Source organism: Paenibacillus sp. FSL R5-0407 (assembly GCF_038009185.1).
Taxonomy (GTDB): domain Bacteria; phylum Bacillota; class Bacilli; order Paenibacillales; family Paenibacillaceae; genus Fontibacillus; species Fontibacillus vini.
In genome coordinates, this window is record NZ_JBBPAX010000001.1 from 583,922 (window position 1) to 601,141 (window position 17,220).

Annotated in this window: 13 protein-coding genes; all 13 read left to right on the plus strand. The window is 50.4% G+C overall.

All coding sequences use genetic code 11. The features are described 5' to 3' along the window. Positions 1-228: 228 nt before the first annotated feature. The 13 genes from NYE70_RS02915 (at position 229) to NYE70_RS02975 (ending at position 17,219) form a co-directional block, all read left to right on the plus strand. A complete protein-coding gene (locus NYE70_RS02915; RefSeq protein ID WP_341044939.1) occupies positions 229-4,545 on the plus strand; it encodes a PolC-type DNA polymerase III in 4,317 nt (1,438 codons plus the stop codon). Positions 4,546-4,697: 152 nt separating this feature from the next. Beyond that, positions 4,698-5,159 carry a ribosome maturation factor RimP gene (gene rimP / locus NYE70_RS02920; protein ID WP_211021391.1) on the plus strand — a complete coding sequence of 154 codons (462 nt, stop codon included), beginning with the start codon at positions 4,698-4,700 and terminating at the stop codon, positions 5,157-5,159. A 48-nt stretch (positions 5,160-5,207) separates the two neighbouring features. After that, complete coding sequence (gene nusA / locus NYE70_RS02925; protein WP_211021392.1) at positions 5,208-6,305, plus strand: transcription termination factor NusA; 1,098 nt, start codon at positions 5,208-5,210, stop codon at positions 6,303-6,305. 40 nt (positions 6,306-6,345) lie between these two features. Beyond that, positions 6,346-6,666 (plus strand): RNase P modulator RnpM, encoded by a 321-nt coding sequence (gene rnpM, locus NYE70_RS02930; protein ID WP_211021393.1) that lies wholly within the window; start codon positions 6,346-6,348, stop codon positions 6,664-6,666. Continuing rightward, positions 6,659-6,982 carry a L7Ae/L30e/S12e/Gadd45 family ribosomal protein gene (locus NYE70_RS02935; protein ID WP_211021394.1) on the plus strand — a complete coding sequence of 108 codons (324 nt, stop codon included), beginning with the start codon at positions 6,659-6,661 and terminating at the stop codon, positions 6,980-6,982. The genes rnpM and NYE70_RS02935 overlap by 8 nt, the downstream gene beginning before the upstream one ends. Further along, complete coding sequence (gene infB, locus NYE70_RS02940; RefSeq protein WP_341044941.1) at positions 6,975-9,641, plus strand: translation initiation factor IF-2; 2,667 nt, start codon at positions 6,975-6,977, stop codon at positions 9,639-9,641. The genes NYE70_RS02935 and infB overlap by 8 nt, the downstream gene beginning before the upstream one ends. A gap of 15 nt (positions 9,642-9,656) precedes the next feature. After that, positions 9,657-10,010 (plus strand): 30S ribosome-binding factor RbfA, encoded by a 354-nt coding sequence (gene rbfA, locus NYE70_RS02945; protein ID WP_211021395.1) that lies wholly within the window; start codon positions 9,657-9,659, stop codon positions 10,008-10,010. Positions 10,011-10,028: 18 nt separating this feature from the next. Then, a complete protein-coding gene (locus NYE70_RS02950; protein WP_211021396.1) occupies positions 10,029-11,006 on the plus strand; it encodes a DHH family phosphoesterase in 978 nt (325 codons plus the stop codon). Further along, positions 11,003-11,923: a tRNA pseudouridine(55) synthase TruB gene (truB, locus tag NYE70_RS02955; protein ID WP_213654152.1), complete on the plus strand. Its 921-nt coding sequence runs from the start codon at positions 11,003-11,005 to the stop codon at positions 11,921-11,923. The genes NYE70_RS02950 and truB overlap by 4 nt, the downstream gene beginning before the upstream one ends. A 53-nt stretch (positions 11,924-11,976) precedes the next feature. Next, positions 11,977-12,924 (plus strand): bifunctional riboflavin kinase/FAD synthetase, encoded by a 948-nt coding sequence (locus NYE70_RS02960; protein ID WP_290405864.1) that lies wholly within the window; start codon positions 11,977-11,979, stop codon positions 12,922-12,924. A gap of 162 nt (positions 12,925-13,086) precedes the next feature. Further along, positions 13,087-13,356 carry a 30S ribosomal protein S15 gene (gene rpsO, locus NYE70_RS02965; RefSeq protein WP_076168040.1) on the plus strand — a complete coding sequence of 90 codons (270 nt, stop codon included), beginning with the start codon at positions 13,087-13,089 and terminating at the stop codon, positions 13,354-13,356. 562 nt (positions 13,357-13,918) lie between these two features. Further along, a complete protein-coding gene (gene pnp / locus NYE70_RS02970; protein WP_211021400.1) occupies positions 13,919-16,024 on the plus strand; it encodes a polyribonucleotide nucleotidyltransferase in 2,106 nt (701 codons plus the stop codon). A gap of 208 nt (positions 16,025-16,232) precedes the next feature. Continuing rightward, positions 16,233-17,219 carry a polysaccharide deacetylase family protein gene (locus NYE70_RS02975; protein ID WP_341044942.1) on the plus strand — a complete coding sequence of 329 codons (987 nt, stop codon included), beginning with the start codon at positions 16,233-16,235 and terminating at the stop codon, positions 17,217-17,219. Position 17,220 lies beyond the last annotated feature (1 nt).

Sequence of the window (17,220 nt, forward strand, 5' to 3'; positions counted from 1 at the left end):
GAAGTACTTCAGGTTGCAAATTCGACATCGAATCTTGAATTCAGGCGGGCCCCAACCTTCTCGGTGCTGAAAAGTCGACTTTTTGAACACATATTAGTAGTCGACAAACCTTTATTTTAGAAGGCTTCCGGCAGGAAACTGTCGACAGGTTCGATTCCTGTCGGACCCCCGCGCCGGGAGCCTTGTTGTTTGAGGAATACAAAAGCGTGTCGTATGGGAGGGGAAATCATGTCCGACACTCAGGGAAAAAGAATGCGTCTCGAACTGTTGATGAAGCAGGCGGAAATGCCGCCAACCGTGGTTGATCCGTATTTTCTCGATGGATTTATCGATCAGGTGGAAGTCAGCCGCTCCAATAAAGAATGGAAAATAACGCTTTGTAAAAGCACGCTTGTTCCGGGCCAGATCTATCGCACCTTTTACTTACGGATTAAAGAGCGGATGGAGCATATTGCGAACATCTCTTTCTTATTCCGCTACGAGGACCAGATTAGCGAGAGCGAGATCGTACAGGAATATTGGAAACTGTTCCTGGAGTGGGTGCAGCGGGAGGTACCGTCCGTCAACGGCTGGATGGCTCGGGCGTCGCTCGAAGTTGAGGGAGATCTGATTTCGGTAGCTTTCACGGATGCCATGACATTGGAATTAGCCCGCAAAAAGGGGATTGATCGTGCGATCACGGTATATTATGAAACCCACTTCGGTTTAAGTCTTCGGGTTAAGTTGATTTCGGGTGAGAACAGCAGCGAAGTGTTTGAAGAATTCCAGCAGCGGATCGTCGAGGAGAATCGCGAAGCGATCCAGCAGCTGATGGAGAGCGTACCTGAGGAAGCTCCGGCTGAAGAAGTGGACGGAGAAGTTATCAAGTTGCAGATTGGTTACGACATCAAAGAACAACCGATACCGCTTCAGGAGATTCAGGATGAAGAGAAGAAGATTACTATTCAAGGCACAATCTTCGGCCTGGACCGTAAAGAGCTTCGCAACGGGAACACGCTGTTTACTTTTTACCTGACCGATTTTACCGATTCCCTGCAAATGAAAATGTTTGCCAAGACCAAGGATGATTTGAAGATCATGGGGCAGTTGGCGAACGGCAAATGGGTGAGAGCCCGCGGTAAAGTGGAAATGGATCGCTTTATGCAAATTCCCGAGCTGGTTATGATCCCTTCCGATCTTTGCGAAGTTTCTGCGCCCCCGTCCCGAAAAGATAATGCCGAGGAGAAGCGCGTGGAATTCCATCTTCATACAACAATGAGTACGATGGACGCCGTTACTCCAATTGGAGAATATGTCAAAACGGCGGCGAAGTGGGGACATAAAGCAATTGCCGTTACGGATCACGGCGGAATTCAGTGTTACCCGGACGCGGCCAAAGCGGCGAAGAAGAATGGAATCAAAATGATCTACGGAGTGGAAGCCAACGTTGTCAACGACAATGTGGCGGTCGTCCTTAATCCTCGTCCCGAAGATTTAAAGACGACGACCTTTATCGTATTCGATATCGAGACCACCGGTTTGTCGGTTACTCAGAACAAGATCATTGAAGTCGCTGCCGTCAAAATGAGCGAGGGCAAAGAAATTGACCGGTATGCCACCTTCGTCAATCCGCATGAGCGTATTCCGTATCATATTCAGCAATTGACGAACATCAACGATGAGATGGTTCAGGATGCTCCCGATGTGGAACCGGTATTGAAGGATTTTATCGAGTTTGCCAAAGATTCGGTACTCGTGGCTCACAATGCCCGGTTTGACGTGGACTTTGTGAATGCGAAACTGAAGGAGCTCGGCCTGCCTGTCATGGACAACCCGGTGTTGGATACGCTGGAGATGGCCAGAATGTTATTCCCTTCCATGAAAAATCACCGCTTGAACACATTGGCGGCTAAATATAAAGTTTCGCTGGAGAACCATCACCGTGCGATCGACGATACGTTGGCGCTGGGACAGATTTTAAACGGACTCATTGAGGATGCCGCAAAAATCGAAGGGATCACATCCCTGGAGCGGTTGAACGACAAGGTCGGCAAGGATTTATCCAATGCCCGCCCGTTCCACTGCGGGATTTATGCCCTCAATATGACCGGCAAGAAAAATTTATATAAATTGGTGTCGATGTCTCATACTCAATATTTTAAACGGGTCGCCTGTATTCCGAAGTCCAAGCTTGCGGAAATGCGCGAAGGCCTGCTCATCATTTCGGGATGTGAGAAAGGCGAATTTTTCGAGGCGGTGCTGAACAAATCGGTAGAGGAAGCCGAAGGAATCGCCGAGTTTTACGATGTGCTGGAGATCCAGCCGCTGACAATGTATATGCACCTAGTAGATAAAGGGCTGGTCGGGAGCGCAGAAGAGCTGCAGACGGCCGTTCGTAAAGTAGTGGAAATCGGCGCTAAGTTGGGTAAACCGGTGGTCGCTACGGGGAACGTTCACTACCTGGATCCGCGCGACAAGCTATACCGGGATATTACGATTCACGGAATTACCGGCTTCAGCCCGCTAAAAGATATCCGCAAACCCGATGCTCATCTCCGCACAACGGACGAAATGCTGAAGGAGTTTGAGTTCCTGGGCAAGGAGAAAGCCTATGAGGTCGTCGTAAAAAACACCTCCGATCTAGCGGATTCCTTCGAGGATCTGGAACTGTTTCCGGACAAGCTGTATACCCCGATTATCGATGGGGCGGATGAAGAAATCCGTAATACCTGTTATGCGACGGCAAGATCCATTTATGGGGAAGATTTGCCCGATGTAGTCGTCAAACGTCTTGAGAAAGAGCTGGAACCGATTATCAAATACGGATTCTCGGCCAACTATCTGATTTCCGAACGCTTGGTGAAAAAATCCAACCAGGACGGCTACCTCGTCGGCTCGCGGGGATCGGTCGGTTCGTCGGTTGTCGCTACATTCCTTGGCATTTCCGAAGTAAATCCGCTTCCGGCCCATTATATTTGTTTGAATCCCGAATGCCGGCATAACGAATGGTTCCTTGACGGCAGCGTGCCGAGCGGATTCGATTTGCCGGACAAGGATTGTCCGAACTGCGGAAACAAGCTGAAGGGAGAAGGGCAGGATATCCCCTTCGAGACATTCCTGGGCTTTAAAGGCGACAAAGTACCCGATATCGATCTTAACTTCTCCGGGGAATACCAACCTCAAGCGCATAATTATACCAAGGTGTTATTCGGGGAAAAGAGTGTGTTCCGTGCCGGAACGATCGGTACGGTCGCCGAGAAAACCGCATTCGGATTTGCGAAAAAGTATGAAGAAGAACACCACAAGAGCTGGCGCGGCGCAGAGCTCAACCGGCTGGCCTCCGGCTGTACCGGCGTTAAGCGCAGCACGGGCCAGCATCCCGGCGGGATCGTGGTCGTTCCGGACTATATCGAGGTCGAAGACATCACGCCGGTACAGTATCCGGCTGATGACACGAGTTCGGAATGGATGACCACGCATTTCGATTATCACGCGTTTGACGCAAACTTGCTCAAGCTCGATATTCTGGGCCATGACGACCCGACAATGATGCGGATGCTTCAGGATTTGACCGGTATCGATCCGACGACGATCCCGATGAACGACCCGAAAGTCATGAGCATGTTCAATTCGACGGAAGCGCTCGGAGTTTCACCTCAGCAAATCCGGACCCCGGTTGCCACGTACGGAATTCCCGAAATGGGAACCAAGTTCGTCCGCCAGATGCTTGTGGAATCACAGCCGTCTTCGTTCGCGGATTTGTTGCAGATATCCGGTCTGTCCCACGGTACCGGCGTATGGCTGGGAAATGCCCAGGAACTGATCAAGAACGGAACCTGCAACATCAAGACGGTGATCGGTTGCCGGGATGACATCATGCTGTTCCTGATCTATAAGGCGGGAATGGACGCCGGGCTGGCTTTTAAAATTACGGAGAGCGTCCGTAAAGGGAAGGGCTTGTCGCAGGAATGGATCGATGAGATGAAAAAGTGCAAGGTGCCCCAGTGGTACATTGACTCTTGCCTGAAGATCCAGTACATGTTCCCGAAAGCGCACGCCGCTGCTTACGTTATCTCTGCGGTGCGGACAGCTTTCTTCAAGCTGTATCATCCGATCGAGTATTACGCGACTTACTTCTCGGTCCGTGGCGAGGATTTCGACATCGAATTGTTCTGCCAGGGATATGAGGCGATATACCGCAAGATCGAGGAGATCGAGCAAAAAGGTTTCCAGGCGCTGCCGAAAGAAAAGAACATGCTGCCGATTCTGGAGATGGCGCTCGAAATGACATCGCGCGGTTTCCGCTTCAAGGGAATCGACCTGTACCGTTCGGATGCGACGAAATTTATCGTCGACGGCGACGCGCTCATTCCGCCGTTCTCCGCGCTGGCGGGTATCGGCGACAACGCCGCCCGTAACATCGCGGCGGCGAAGGAGCAAGGGGAGTTCCTCTCCATCGAGGATTTCCAGCAAAAGTCCAAGGCGAGCAAAACGGTCGTCGAACTGCTCGGTACGATGGGCTGTTTCCGGGGGCTGCCGGAAAGCAACCAGCTATCGCTGTTTTAGCCCGGCGTAAAGGCGTTTTACTTGTCACTATTACCGGACTATGTTATAATTTTTTTGGTAATCATGAAGATAGAACCGTTGCTTAAAGAGTGGGGAAACCCACTCTTTACTCTTTGGTATATAGGAAAGAACCATATGGAGGTAATGTACGCTTGAGCACACCGAAGATCAAAGCGGCCGTGGAAGAGATGGTCAAACCTTTTTTGGATGAGAACGGCTTTGAACTGGTCGACGTCGAGTACGTCAAAGAAGGGAGCAATTGGTTCCTGCGCGTATTCGTGGATAAAGACGGAGGCATCGATATCGATGACTGCGGTCGGATCAGCGAATTTCTAACCGAGAAGCTGGATGAGAACGATCCGATTCCATCAGCTTATTTTCTGGATGTGTCCTCCCCCGGGGCGGAACGTCCGTTGAAGAAGGCGGAGGATGTATTAAAAGCCGTCGGCAAAGATGTATTTGTGACTACATATGAACCGGTAGACGGCTTGAAAGAATTCGAAGGCCGGCTTCTTTCTTTTGAAAATGAGGAGCTTGTCGTCGAAATCGGCAAAAAGAGCCATACCATTCCATACAGCAAAGTTGCCAGCGCCAGGTTGGCCATTATTTTCTAAACAAGGTATTGAAACGTAGGGGATTATGAAAGGGGGAACTCGAGGCAAATGAGCATGGATTTTATCGAAGCCTTGAATGAGTTGGAAAGGGAAAAAGGGATCAGCAAAGATATACTGTTCGAAGCGATTGAAGCTGCTCTGATCTCCAGTTACAAGCGCAACTTCAATACAGCGCAAAATGTGCGCGTGGATATGAACCGTCATACTGGTGCAATCAAAGTCTTCGCCCGTAAACTCGTGGTGGAAGAAGTGCTTGATCCGCGGACGGAAATCTCGGTGCCGGCGGCACGCGAAATCAATCCGGGCTTCCAACTGGAAGATATCGCGGAAATTGAAGTGACGCCGCGTGATTTCGGGCGTATCGCTGCCCAAACTGCCAAGCAGGTCGTAACGCAGCGCATCCGCGAAGCGGAGCGCGGGTTGATCTATAACGCGTTTGTGGAAAAGGAAGAGGATATCGTCACAGGGATCGTTCAGCGCCAGGATATGCGCAACATTTTCGTCGATTTGGGCAAGGTTGAGGCTCATCTTCCATTGAATGAGCTTATGCCGAACGAGAAGTTCAAGCACGGCGACCGGATCAAGGCATATATCACCAAGGTGGAGAACACGACGAAGGGTCCGCAAATTTTGTTGTCCCGTACTCATCCCGGTTTATTGAAACGGCTGTTTGAACTGGAAGTTCCTGAAATTTTCGATGGCGTTGTAGAGATTCGTTCCGTGGCCCGCGAAGCGGGTTTTCGTTCGAAAATCGCCGTATATTCGCGCAACAGCGAAGTGGATCCGGTCGGCTCCTGCGTAGGGCCTAAAGGCACTCGCGTGCAAACGATCGTGAATGAGCTGCGCGGCGAAAAGATCGACATCGTCCGTTATTCGGAAAGCGTCGAGGAGTATGTGGCAAATGCGCTTAGTCCTTCCAAGGTGCTTGAAGTTCAAGTGTTTGAGTCGGAAAAAATGGCCCGCGTCATCGTGCCTGATTACCAGCTCTCGCTGGCGATCGGGATCAAGGGACAAAACGCCCGTCTGGCCGCGAAACTGACCGGTTGGAAAATCGACATCAAGAGCGAAACCCAGGCGGAAGAGGAATTCGGAAGAGAAAGAACCGAACAGGATGAAATGCCGCAGGATTCCGTTTCCGTCGACTAACTCTAAATGGACTTGGGAGCAAGAAACGGGGGTCTTTTAAATGAAACCTAGAAAAATACCGCTTCGCAAATGTGTGGCATGCCAACAAATGATGCCCAAAAAGTCCCTGATCCGCGTCGTCCGTTCGCCGGAAGGGGAAGTATCGATCGACCTGACCGGGAAGAAGTCGGGACGGGGCGCATATCTCTGCGGGCAAGTATCTTGCTTCAAGCTTGCGCATAAGAATCGTGCGCTTGACCGTGCATTGAAGGCTCCTGTAGGGGCGGAGGTATATGAACAGTTGGCGCGCGATTTCCTGGCGGTGGAGGATGAATTCATCTCCACCCGGGACCGGACCGAGGAGGAAGGCGACGATGAGTAAGGCGTTGAATCACCTCGGCCTGGCTACGCGGGCAGGGAAGCTGGTTACCGGAGACGAACTGGTTCTGAAAATGATCCGTTCCTCCGAGGCAAAGCTGGTTATTGTTGCCGGAGACGCATCGCCCAATACACAGAAGAAATTCCGCGACAAATGCGCAACGTACGAAGTCCCCTTGATGATCGGTTTTGACAGGGAACGGCTCGGTTCCAGCGTTGGAAGACCGGAACGGGTTGTACTTGCGCTGACGGACCAAGGGTTTGCCGATATGATTACCAAAGAAATCGTGAAAACGTCGGAGGTGGAGTATATTGAGTAAACAAGAAAACAAAGATAAACTCAGGGTGTACGAATATGCCAAATCGCTCAATATGAGCAGTAAAGAAATCATTACCATTCTTAAGCGTCTTAATATTCCGGTCAATAACCACATGAGCGTTATGGAAAATGACTCTGTATCTCGTGTGGAACAATTCTTTAAGGATATTAAGAGCAACGCCGCTGCCAAGAGAGAAGGTTCCGGACGCGCTGAAGCTCCAGCTAAATCGTCGGCCCAGGCTTCCGCAGGAGGAAGTCAGACACCGAAAACATCCGCCGGGGAAGGAACCGGCCAGCGTGGAGTTCAAGGCCGAAATGTCCAGGAGAACCAAGGACAAGGCAATCGGGCGACCATCAACCAAGGACCAAGCAATCAAGGACAAAGTAACAACAAAAATCAACAAGAAAAGCAGGTAAGCATGAATAATAGACCAAATAACAACAACTCATCGGCTGCCACGAGCAGCACCCAAGCCACTCAGGAAAGAAATAACCGCCCATCCGGCGGCAACCATTCGTCCCAAGGAGCCAGACCTCAAGGTCAAGGCTCAGGACAGAATTCCAACCGCAGTTCGCAACCGAACCGCGGGCAAAACCAAGGAGGCGCGCCACGCAGTGATGCTCCTCGTTCGGGGAATGCAGGTCAGCGCAGTCCGCAACCAAACCGCAACGCTTCTTCAGGCAACAATAGCGGCGGAGGCAACTTTGGCGGAAACCGCAGCCAAGGCGGCCAAGGCGGCCAAGGTCAGGGCTTCAAAAAAGGAAATAATAACAACAACAACAGACCGAACAAAGGCTTTGACGATAATCGCCAGGGCGGATACAAAAACAATCGTGGCGGTAAAGGCGGTCGCGGCGGAAGAGGCGGATACAACCAGCAGCCTCCGCGCGAGAAAATCGACAACACGCCTAAGAAAATTATCGTTCGCGGAACGATGACGGTCGGCGAAACAGCGAAGCTGCTTCACAAGGATGCTTCCGAAGTCATTAAGAAGCTGATCTCGCTCGGCGTTATGGCTACGATCAATCAAGAGCTTGATATCGATACGATTCTGCTTCTTGCCGGCGATTTCGGCGTAGAAGTCGAAGTGAAGATTCCGGTTGAAGATGATCGTTTCGAAACGATCGAGGAAGTGGATGAAGAAGCAGATCTGTTGGAACGTCCACCGGTTGTAACGATCATGGGTCACGTTGACCATGGTAAAACAACATTGCTCGATGCTATCCGTTCGACGAACGTTTCCGGCGGCGAAGCCGGCGGGATTACCCAGCATATCGGTGCTTATCAAGTTGAAATCAATAGCAAGAAAATCACGTTCCTGGATACTCCGGGTCACGAAGCGTTTACGGCAATGCGTGCCCGTGGTGCCCAATTGACCGACATTACGATTATCGTAGTGGCAGCGGACGACGGCGTTATGCCGCAGACGGTTGAAGCGGTGAACCATGCCAAGGCGGCTGGCCTTCCGATTATCGTAGCCGTGAATAAGATTGACAAGCCGGATGCTAATCCGGATAAAGTGAAACAAGAATTGACCGAGTATGGTCTGGTTCCGGAAGAATGGGGCGGAGAAACGATCTTCGTCAATGTTTCCGCCAAGCAAAGAATGGGCCTTGAAGACCTGCTTGAAATGATTCTGCTGGTTGCAGAGGTCAATGAATATAAAGCAAACCCTGACAAACGCGCTCGCGGTGCCGTTATTGAGGCCGAGCTCGACAAGAGCCGGGGTCCGGTTGCCCGTATCCTGGTGCAGCACGGCACTCTGAAAGTCGGCGACGCATTTGTGGCAGGGAATAGTTTCGGCCGCGTCCGGGCAATGGTAAATGATAAGGGACGTCGTCTCAAAGAAGCGGGTCCTTCCACGCCGGTGGAAATCACCGGTCTGAATGAAGTGCCGCATGCCGGCGATCCGTTCATGGTATTCGAGGATGAGCGTAAAGCTCGTTCCATCGCCGACAAACGGGCGATTACCCAACGTCAATCCGACCTTGGAGCCAATACCCGCGTAACGCTTGACGACTTGTTCCGTCACATTAAAGAGGGCGAGATCAAGGATCTGAACGTCATTATCAAAGCGGACGTACAAGGTTCGGTCGAAGCGCTCAAGAGCTCTTTGGAGAAAATCGAAGTGGAAGGCGTCCGCGTGAAAATTATTCACAGCGGTGCCGGTGCCATTACCGAATCCGACATCATTCTTGCCGCAGCTTCTAATGCGATCGTCATCGGCTTTAACGTCCGTCCGGACAGCCAGACGAAAGCAACGGCAGACCAAGAAAAAGTCGATATCCGTCTGCACCGCGTTATTTATAACGCGATTGAGGAAATCGAACAGGCGATGAAGGGCATGCTGGATCCGGTGTACAAAGAAACGGTCATCGGACACGCCGAAGTCCGCAACACATTCAAAATCAGCAAAATCGGAACGATTGCGGGTTGTATGGTTACTTCGGGCAAAATTTCGCGCGCTGCGGAATGCCGCCTGATCCGCGACGGCATCGTCGTATTCGAAGGCAAAATCGACTCGCTTAAACGGTTTAAGGATGACGCGAAGGAAGTTGCGCAAGGTTACGAATGCGGTATTACCCTTGACAATTATAACGACCTCAAAGAAGGCGACGTTATCGAAGCGTTCATTATGGAAACCGTCGAACCGAAATAAGGTGAGGTGTCACACATGGCCAAAAATCGTACCGGCCGCGTAGGCGAACAGATCAAAAAAGAACTCAGTGTGCTGATCCAGAGCGGGCTCAAGGATCCCCGCATCGGATTTGTCACCGTGACCGGCGTTGATGTGACGAGCGACTTATCACAAGCCAAAGTGTATCTGAGCGTGTTTGGGGATGAAGAGACCAAGCAGGCTTCATTGAAAGGTTTGGAAAAGGCAGGCGGCTTTTTGCGGACTGAGCTCGGCAAACGGATACGCCTTAGACACACGCCTGAGCTTATTTTCAAGATCGACGAATCGATTGCCTACGGCAGCCGAATCGAGAAGCTTCTTGGAGATATTTCGCACGAAGATGAAAATTAGATTTTAAAGGAGACGGCAATGCAGACCAATGAACGGGAGTTCCGGCAAGCGCAGCAGTTTTTGACGGAGCATGATCATTTCCTAGTAGTGTCGCATGTACAGCCGGACGGAGACGCAGTCAGTTCTACCCTTGTGGTGGGCTGGCTTCTCTCATGTCTGGGTAAAAATTACGTTATGGTCAACGAAGGGCCAATTCCGAAAAGGATGGAGTATTTATCGGAATCGGAACAGATCGTTGATCTATCGCAGGCTCCGCTGACCGAGTCCCATAAATATGTGATTTGCGTAGATTGCGCCGATTTCAAGCGGACGGGCAAGAGCAGCCTCCATTTTTCCGAAGATGCCCAGATTCTCAATATTGACCACCATCCGACCAATGACGGATACGGGACTGTTAATCTGATCGTTCCAAATGCGGCGGCAACGGTTGAAATATTGTATGATCTGATCCGGTTTATGAATCTGGAGATGAATCAGAACGTGGCAACTGCCATCTACACCGGGCTTTTAACCGATACCGGAGGATTCCGCTATTCGAGTACATCGCCCAAAGTAATGGAGATCGCATCAAAACTGCTAGAATATGGCGTAGATGGGCCAGGCTTATCGGAACTGCTATTGGAGCAGATGACCCTACCGCAACTTAAGCTGCTGACACGTGCCCTTAACGGGCTGCAAATCAGTGAAGATGGTAAAATCAGCTGGGTATCCGTCGATGATAACGATATGGAGATTACGGGCGCAATCCATGAGGACCTCGAAGGAATCGTGAATTACCCCCGTAACATTCAAGGCGTTGAGGTTGGCCTGTTGTTTAAAGTAATCAACGAAAACGCAGTGAAGGTAAGTATGCGTTCAGCCGGAAAGGTCGACGTGGCAAGCGTAGCCCAAAGCTTTGGCGGCGGTGGACATGTCCGTGCAGCCGGCGCACGCATCGAAGGAACTTTGGAAACCATCGTACCGCGCGTGATTGAGCAGGTGAAGAAGCAGCTATGAATTCTTACGAAGGCATCCTGCCGATTCTAAAGCCTGCCGGCTTTACATCGCATGATGTCGTGGCCAAAAGCCGCGGCATTCTTAAGATGAAACGGATCGGGCACACCGGGACTCTGGATCCTGCGGTAACCGGCGTTCTTCCTCTGTGTCTGGGGCGGGCGACCCGTATGGTCGAGTATTTGCAGGAGCTGCCCAAGGAATATGAAGCTACGCTAATTCTTGGTCTGGCTACGGATACGGAAGACATGACGGGAAACGTTCTGGAGCGAATGGAGCAGGTCTCCGTAACTGAAGCCGAGGTTCGGGAAGTGTTAGCGAAGTTTGTAGGAACTATCTCGCAAATTCCACCGATGTACTCAGCCCTGAAACAGGACGGCAAGCGCTTATACGAACTGGCCCGTGAAGGTAAGACCGTGGAGCGCCAGCCTCGTGAAGTAACGATTCACGAGTTGGAGCTGCTCTCGTTTATACCCGATCCAGTACACCCTAGAATTTCTTTTCGTACCTTGTGCTCCAAAGGAACTTATATCCGTACGTTATGCGTTGATATTGGCAAAGCCTTGGGCGTTCCCGCAGTCATGGAACAATTGAAACGGACCATGTCGGCCGGTATCCGGGAAGACCGTTGTCTGACCCTGGAGCAATTATCCGAGCAAGTGGGGAATGGAACCTTGGCTTCAGGACTGATTCCGGTAGATGAAGCGGTGAATCATTTGCCCGCGCATACGGTGCAAGAGGAGAAGGTAAAGGCCGCGTTGCAAGGCCAGCGCTTGTCTCATTCCGTAGTTCATCCGTCAGCAACTCCTGGCGATACTATCCGGTTATATAGTCCTGAACAGCAGTTTTTAGGCATATATCGTGCGGATGAGACCACCGGCGCCGTGACACCGGTAAAGGTTTTTCTTCCCGGACAATAATTTTATAATGATCTAAATCTAGCGAATCCGCGTAAATTGCAGGTGAGATGATTTTGGAAACGATACACTTAACTTATCCTTTGACAGCCGAGACTATAGCCGACACGGCTAGACCTCAAATACTGGCGATCGGCCAGTTCGACGGACTTCATTTGGGCCATGCCAGCGTTATCGAAACAGCGATTCGGCTTGCGGCGGAGGCCGGTCTTCCGTCTGCGGTCATGTCTTTTCATCCGCATCCGAAGGAAGTCATGAAAAAGGGCGACTATGAAGGTTACCTGACCCCGCCGGAAGAGAAGGAACGAATTCTTCGCGGTATGGGCGTGGATTACTTATATGTTGTGGAGTTCAACGATGCCTTTTCGCGGGTCAGCCCGCTCAATTTTGTTTGCGGAATGCTCATGCCGCTGCAGATCCAGACCGCTGTAGTCGGCTTCGATTTCCGGTTCGGGTACCGCGGGGAAGGGCATGCAAGCATGCTCAGAGAACTGAGCGAAGATTCGCTGGAAGTAAACATCGTACCGCCGTTCCTGATTGAAGGTGAAAAGGTCAGCAGCTCGGACATCCGCAAAGCTTTGCAGGAAGGCAATGTCCGGCTCGTTGAACGCTGGTTGGGCCGTCCTTATGCGATGAAGGGGACGGTTATGCACGGAGAGAAGCGCGGCCGGAAGCTGGGCTTTCCGACGGCAAACCTGCAACTGGAGGAGCACTTTGTGCTGCCGGCCAAGGGGGTTTACGCCGTTAGAGCAAACTATGGCGGCACCGCTCTCTCAGGCGTCATGAATGTTGGCGTCAAGCCGACTTTTCATGACAACGTCTCCCGACCTTCCCTCGAGGTCCATTTATTCGACTTTAACGGTCAGCTTTATGGGGAGTCATTGCTGGTGGAAGTGATTGATTTTATTCGTGAGGAGCGTAAATTCAACGGAATCGATGAATTAATTGCGCAAATTACGAGGGACGCCGAAACCGCGAAGCAATTACTGAGTTCCTCAGATTAGGCTTGTCTTTGCGGCATTTACTTTTATAACTGATCTGTGCTATACTAATCTACGTTGTTCATGCGGGACTCCCGCATAGACACGGATAACCTTGGCTTGGTTACCGGTCTCACCGTCCGGTTACTAGGCTAACGGCGATTTGATTATAAGGAGGTGAACAGGATGGCATTAACTCAAGAGCGCAAACAACAACTGATTGAAGAGCACAAGACTCATGAATCCGACACAGGATCCCCAGAGGTGCAAATTGCTATCCTTACGGAGAACATCGTGAATTTGACGGACCACTTGCGTACGCACAAGAAGGACCATCATTCCCGTCGCGGTCTTCTGAAAATGGTTGGTCAACGCCGCAAGCTGTTGGCTTACTTGAAGAACAAAGACGTTAAACGTTACTCCGCTTTGATTGAGAAGCTCGGATTGCGTCGTTAATTTGCTTTTGTTTGACCAAAGCAGCCCGGTTGCCGCTGGTTCCGCCGATAAAGCGGACGGCGTGCCGCTGGGTTGCTTTTTAAAAAGCTGGAAATGAATACGTTTTTGCAGCGTCGTAAAATCATCTTGGAAGCTCCTGCCGGGGCTTTTGTTAGCTTAGATGATCAGTCCCTTGAATTAAGCTTCTTACTAATGTTAGCTGGAAAACCTCCATCTAATTCCGCCAAAGACTCCGGATATTCGTATAAAGCAGGTAATTAGCGGGAGGTTTTCCAGTTAATCGAGGGAATTTGAAGATACGCGCTGAATTAACGGTATGTTTCCAGCTAATTGTTTTTGCTTCAGCCGATAAAGGTGAACACATACTCGATTCACAGGACGGCTGGACTTTCACGAACGCCGCAAGGCGTTTTCTTGGTGTGTAGAAGGATATTTTTGTGAGGGACAAGTCTTTTGAATTAGCTAAAACCTTTCCGCTTGATAATCTATGTTTATGAATGTGATGAAAGCAGGAAATAATGAGACTTGTACCGAACTGTTAATTGTGACAAGGAGGGATTTCATGGAAAAACATGTAAAAATGCAGTTGGGGGGAAGACCTCTTATACTGGAAACCGGACGTTTGGCTAAACAGGCGAACGCTGCAGTAATGGTACGATACGGAGAAACCGCTGTTTTGTGTACAGTAACGGCTTCGGCGGAACCTAAAGACCTTGATTTCTTCCCGCTTACAGTCAATTATGAAGAAAAGTTGTATGCCGTAGGTAAAATTCCCGGCGGCTTCATTAAAAGAGAAGGACGTCCGAGCGAAAAAGCGATTCTGGCCAGCCGCTTGACCGACCGTCCGATCCGCCCATTGTTCCCGGAAGGATTCCGCAATGACGTACAAATCGTCAATCTCGTAATGAGCGTGGATCAGGACTGCGAGCCTGAAATCGCCGCTATGATTGGTACCTCCGCAGCGCTGAGCATTTCCGACGTACCTTTTAACGGCCCGATCGGCGGAGTAGCTGTCGGTCGTGTGGACGGACAATTCGTTATCAACCCGAATATCGCCCAGCAGGAAGCCAGCGACATTTATGTCGTGGTTGCAGGTACTAAAGACGCGATCATGATGGTGGAAGCGGAAGCCAACGAAGTTCCGGAAGAAGTTATGCTGGAAGCGATTATGTTCGGCCATGACGAGATCAAGAACATCGTAGCTTCTATTGAAGAACTGGTTGCCGTAGCTGGTAAAGAGAAGATGGAAGTGAAGCTGCACGCTGTCAATGAAGAAGTAAACCGCGAGGTTCGCGAGTTTGCCGAAGCACGACTTGTGGAAGCTGTTAAAATCGTTGAAAAGCATGAGCGCCAGGATGCGATCGACGTAATTAACGATGAAACGGTAGCCCATTTTGTGGAGAAGTACATAGAGTCTCCTGAACTTCTTGGCGACGTGAAGGAAGTGCTGCACGACATCGTCAAAGAAGAAGTGCGCCGCCTGATTACGCATGATAAAGTTCGTCCTGACGGACGGAAGCTGGATGAAATTCGTCCGATCGAGTGCGACATTAACCTGTTGCCGCGTACGCATGGATCCGGTCTGTTTACCCGTGGTCAAACTCAAGCGCTCAGCATTTGTACATTAGGAGCTTTGGGCGATGTGCAGATTCTGGACGGCATCGATTTGGAAGAATCGAAACGGTTCATGCACCATTATAATTTCCCTCCGTTCAGCGTAGGGGAAGCTCGTCCGCTCCGCGCTCCTGGACGTCGTGAAATCGGACATGGCGCACTCGGCGAAAGAGCGTTGTCCAAAGTAATTCCTCCGGAATCCGAGTTCCCGTATACGATTCGTCTCGTATCCGAGGTGTTGGAATCCAACGGTTCGACTTCGCAAGCCAGCATTTGCGCCAGCACGCTGGCAATGATGGATGCTGGTGTTCCGATCAAAGCGCCGGTAGCCGGTGTGGCAATGGGCTTGATCAAGGACGGCGAGCATGTATCCATCCTTACTGACATTCAAGGAATGGAAGATCATCTCGGAGATATGGACTTTAAAGTGGCCGGTACATCGGAAGGTGTTACTGCCATTCAAATGGACATCAAAATCGACGGTATTGACCGCCAGATTCTGACCGATGCCTTGTCTCAAGCTCGGGAAGGCCGCATGTTCATCCTGTCCAAGATGATGGATCGCATTCAGAAGCCGAAGGAACATTTGTCTCCTTATGCGCCTAAGATCATGATCATGAATATCAACCCTGACAAAATCCGCGACGTTATTGGTGCCGGCGGTAAAATCATCAATAAAATTATTGAAGAAACCGGCGTGAAAATCGATATCGAGCAAGATGGACGAGTATTCATCGCTTCTACCAATGAAGAAATGAACAACAAGGCCCGTTCGATTATCGAAGGCATCGTGAAGGAAGTCGTTGTTGGAGAAATCTATGTGGGTACCGTAAAACGGATCGAGAAATTCGGCGCTTTCGTAGAGATTCTTCCGGGTAAAGACGGTCTCGTACACATTTCCCAGATTTCTACTGAGCGCGTGGCTAAAGTGGAAGATGTGTTAGCTATCGGGGATACCGTCACTGTAAAAGTAACCGAAATCGATCAGCAAGGTCGGGTTAATCTTTCCCGCAAAGCGGTATTGACCGCTGAAACGGAGAAATCGCCATCCTGATTTCTTGCATCATGGTCTAACGCAAAAAAGAGGCAGAATGAAATATTTCTGGCTCTTTTTTATTTTTGACTCCTTTGTATTTTGCTTACAGAAGCGTGTGTGTTATGTGATTCTATTAAAATGGGGAGTCGAAGTTCCCCTTGTCCGCATAAATGCCTGCCTAATCTCATAAGATGAGGACAAAACCCTCTGAAGGGATGAGTCTGTCATGAATCGGAAAAAGGTCGCTTTGGTATTTTTTTGCATGATTCTGGTATTTGTGCTTGGGCAATTTACCGGAATCCATGCTTTCGTAGATGGCGGAGACCGGCAGGATCGCGGCCAAGACGCTTTCGGAAGGTTCGCGGACAGCCGGGGAGAAGGTAAACTCCTGACTAAGATCAAGGAAGAGGCAGCCAAGCGGAGGATTGAGCCGGTGGATGCAGTTGTTGATCGGGTTTGGCGGGCAATTCCCGGGTACAACGGTCTGGAAGTTGACATTGAGAGCACTTACCAAAAGGCGAGATTAAAGCCGGAAGGTACGGAAATTGAATATGTGTATAAGGAAATCAAGCCTAAGATTAACCTCGATGATTTGGGAGCTCACCCGATTTATCGGGGGAATCCCAACAAGCCGATGGTCGCTTTTATGATCAATGTCGCTTGGGGCAACGAGTATATCGTTCCGATGCTTGATACGTTAGATGAGGCCAAAGTGAAGGCGACTTTCTTTTTTGATGGAAGCTGGTTGAAAAAGAATGCCGATATTGCGCTGGAGATTCAAAAACGCGGCCATCAGCTTGAGAATCATGCCTATTCGCATCCTAACATGAGTCAACTGGACGACAGCAGGGCCAGGCTTGAAATTTCTAAAACGAAGGATGTACTCAAGGAGAAACTTGGGGTAGACAACCGTTGGTTCGCTCCTCCATCCGGAGACTTTAATGACCGGACCGTTCGTCTGGCCGCCGAACAAGGTTTAAAAACGGTGTTGTGGACTGTAGATACGATCGATTGGCGGAAGCCGCCAGCGGAAACGATTATATCTCGAATCTCAAGCAAAGTAGAGCCGGGTTCGCTTATCCTTATGCATCCCACAGCTTCCTCGCGAGATGCGCTTAAGGGGATGATTCAGGTCATCCGTAAAAAAGGACTTCAGTTAGGAACTGTAGACGAAACGCTGTCAAGTGACCGGGTGGTTTTGCCGGGGAGTTGAG

Bases quoted from the DNA above. Each gene is read 5' to 3' on its own strand.
- NYE70_RS02915 (WP_341044939.1), top strand. From the start codon at position 229: ATGTCCGACACTCAGGGAAAAAGAATGCGTCTCGAACTGTTGATGAAG.
- rbfA (WP_211021395.1), top strand. From the start codon at position 9,657: ATGGCCAAAAATCGTACCGGCCGCGTAGGCGAACAGATCAAAAAAGAA.
- rpsO (WP_076168040.1), top strand. From the start codon at position 13,087: ATGGCATTAACTCAAGAGCGCAAACAACAACTGATTGAAGAGCACAAG.
- pnp (WP_211021400.1), top strand. From the start codon at position 13,919: ATGGAAAAACATGTAAAAATGCAGTTGGGGGGAAGACCTCTTATACTG.
- rnpM (WP_211021393.1), top strand. From the start codon at position 6,346: ATGAAACCTAGAAAAATACCGCTTCGCAAATGTGTGGCATGCCAACAA.
- truB (WP_213654152.1), top strand. From the start codon at position 11,003: ATGAATTCTTACGAAGGCATCCTGCCGATTCTAAAGCCTGCCGGCTTT.
- NYE70_RS02935 (WP_211021394.1), top strand. From the start codon at position 6,659: ATGAGTAAGGCGTTGAATCACCTCGGCCTGGCTACGCGGGCAGGGAAG.
- NYE70_RS02950 (WP_211021396.1), top strand. From the start codon at position 10,029: ATGCAGACCAATGAACGGGAGTTCCGGCAAGCGCAGCAGTTTTTGACG.
- nusA (WP_211021392.1), top strand. From the start codon at position 5,208: ATGAGCATGGATTTTATCGAAGCCTTGAATGAGTTGGAAAGGGAAAAA.
- NYE70_RS02975 (WP_341044942.1), top strand. From the start codon at position 16,233: ATGAATCGGAAAAAGGTCGCTTTGGTATTTTTTTGCATGATTCTGGTA.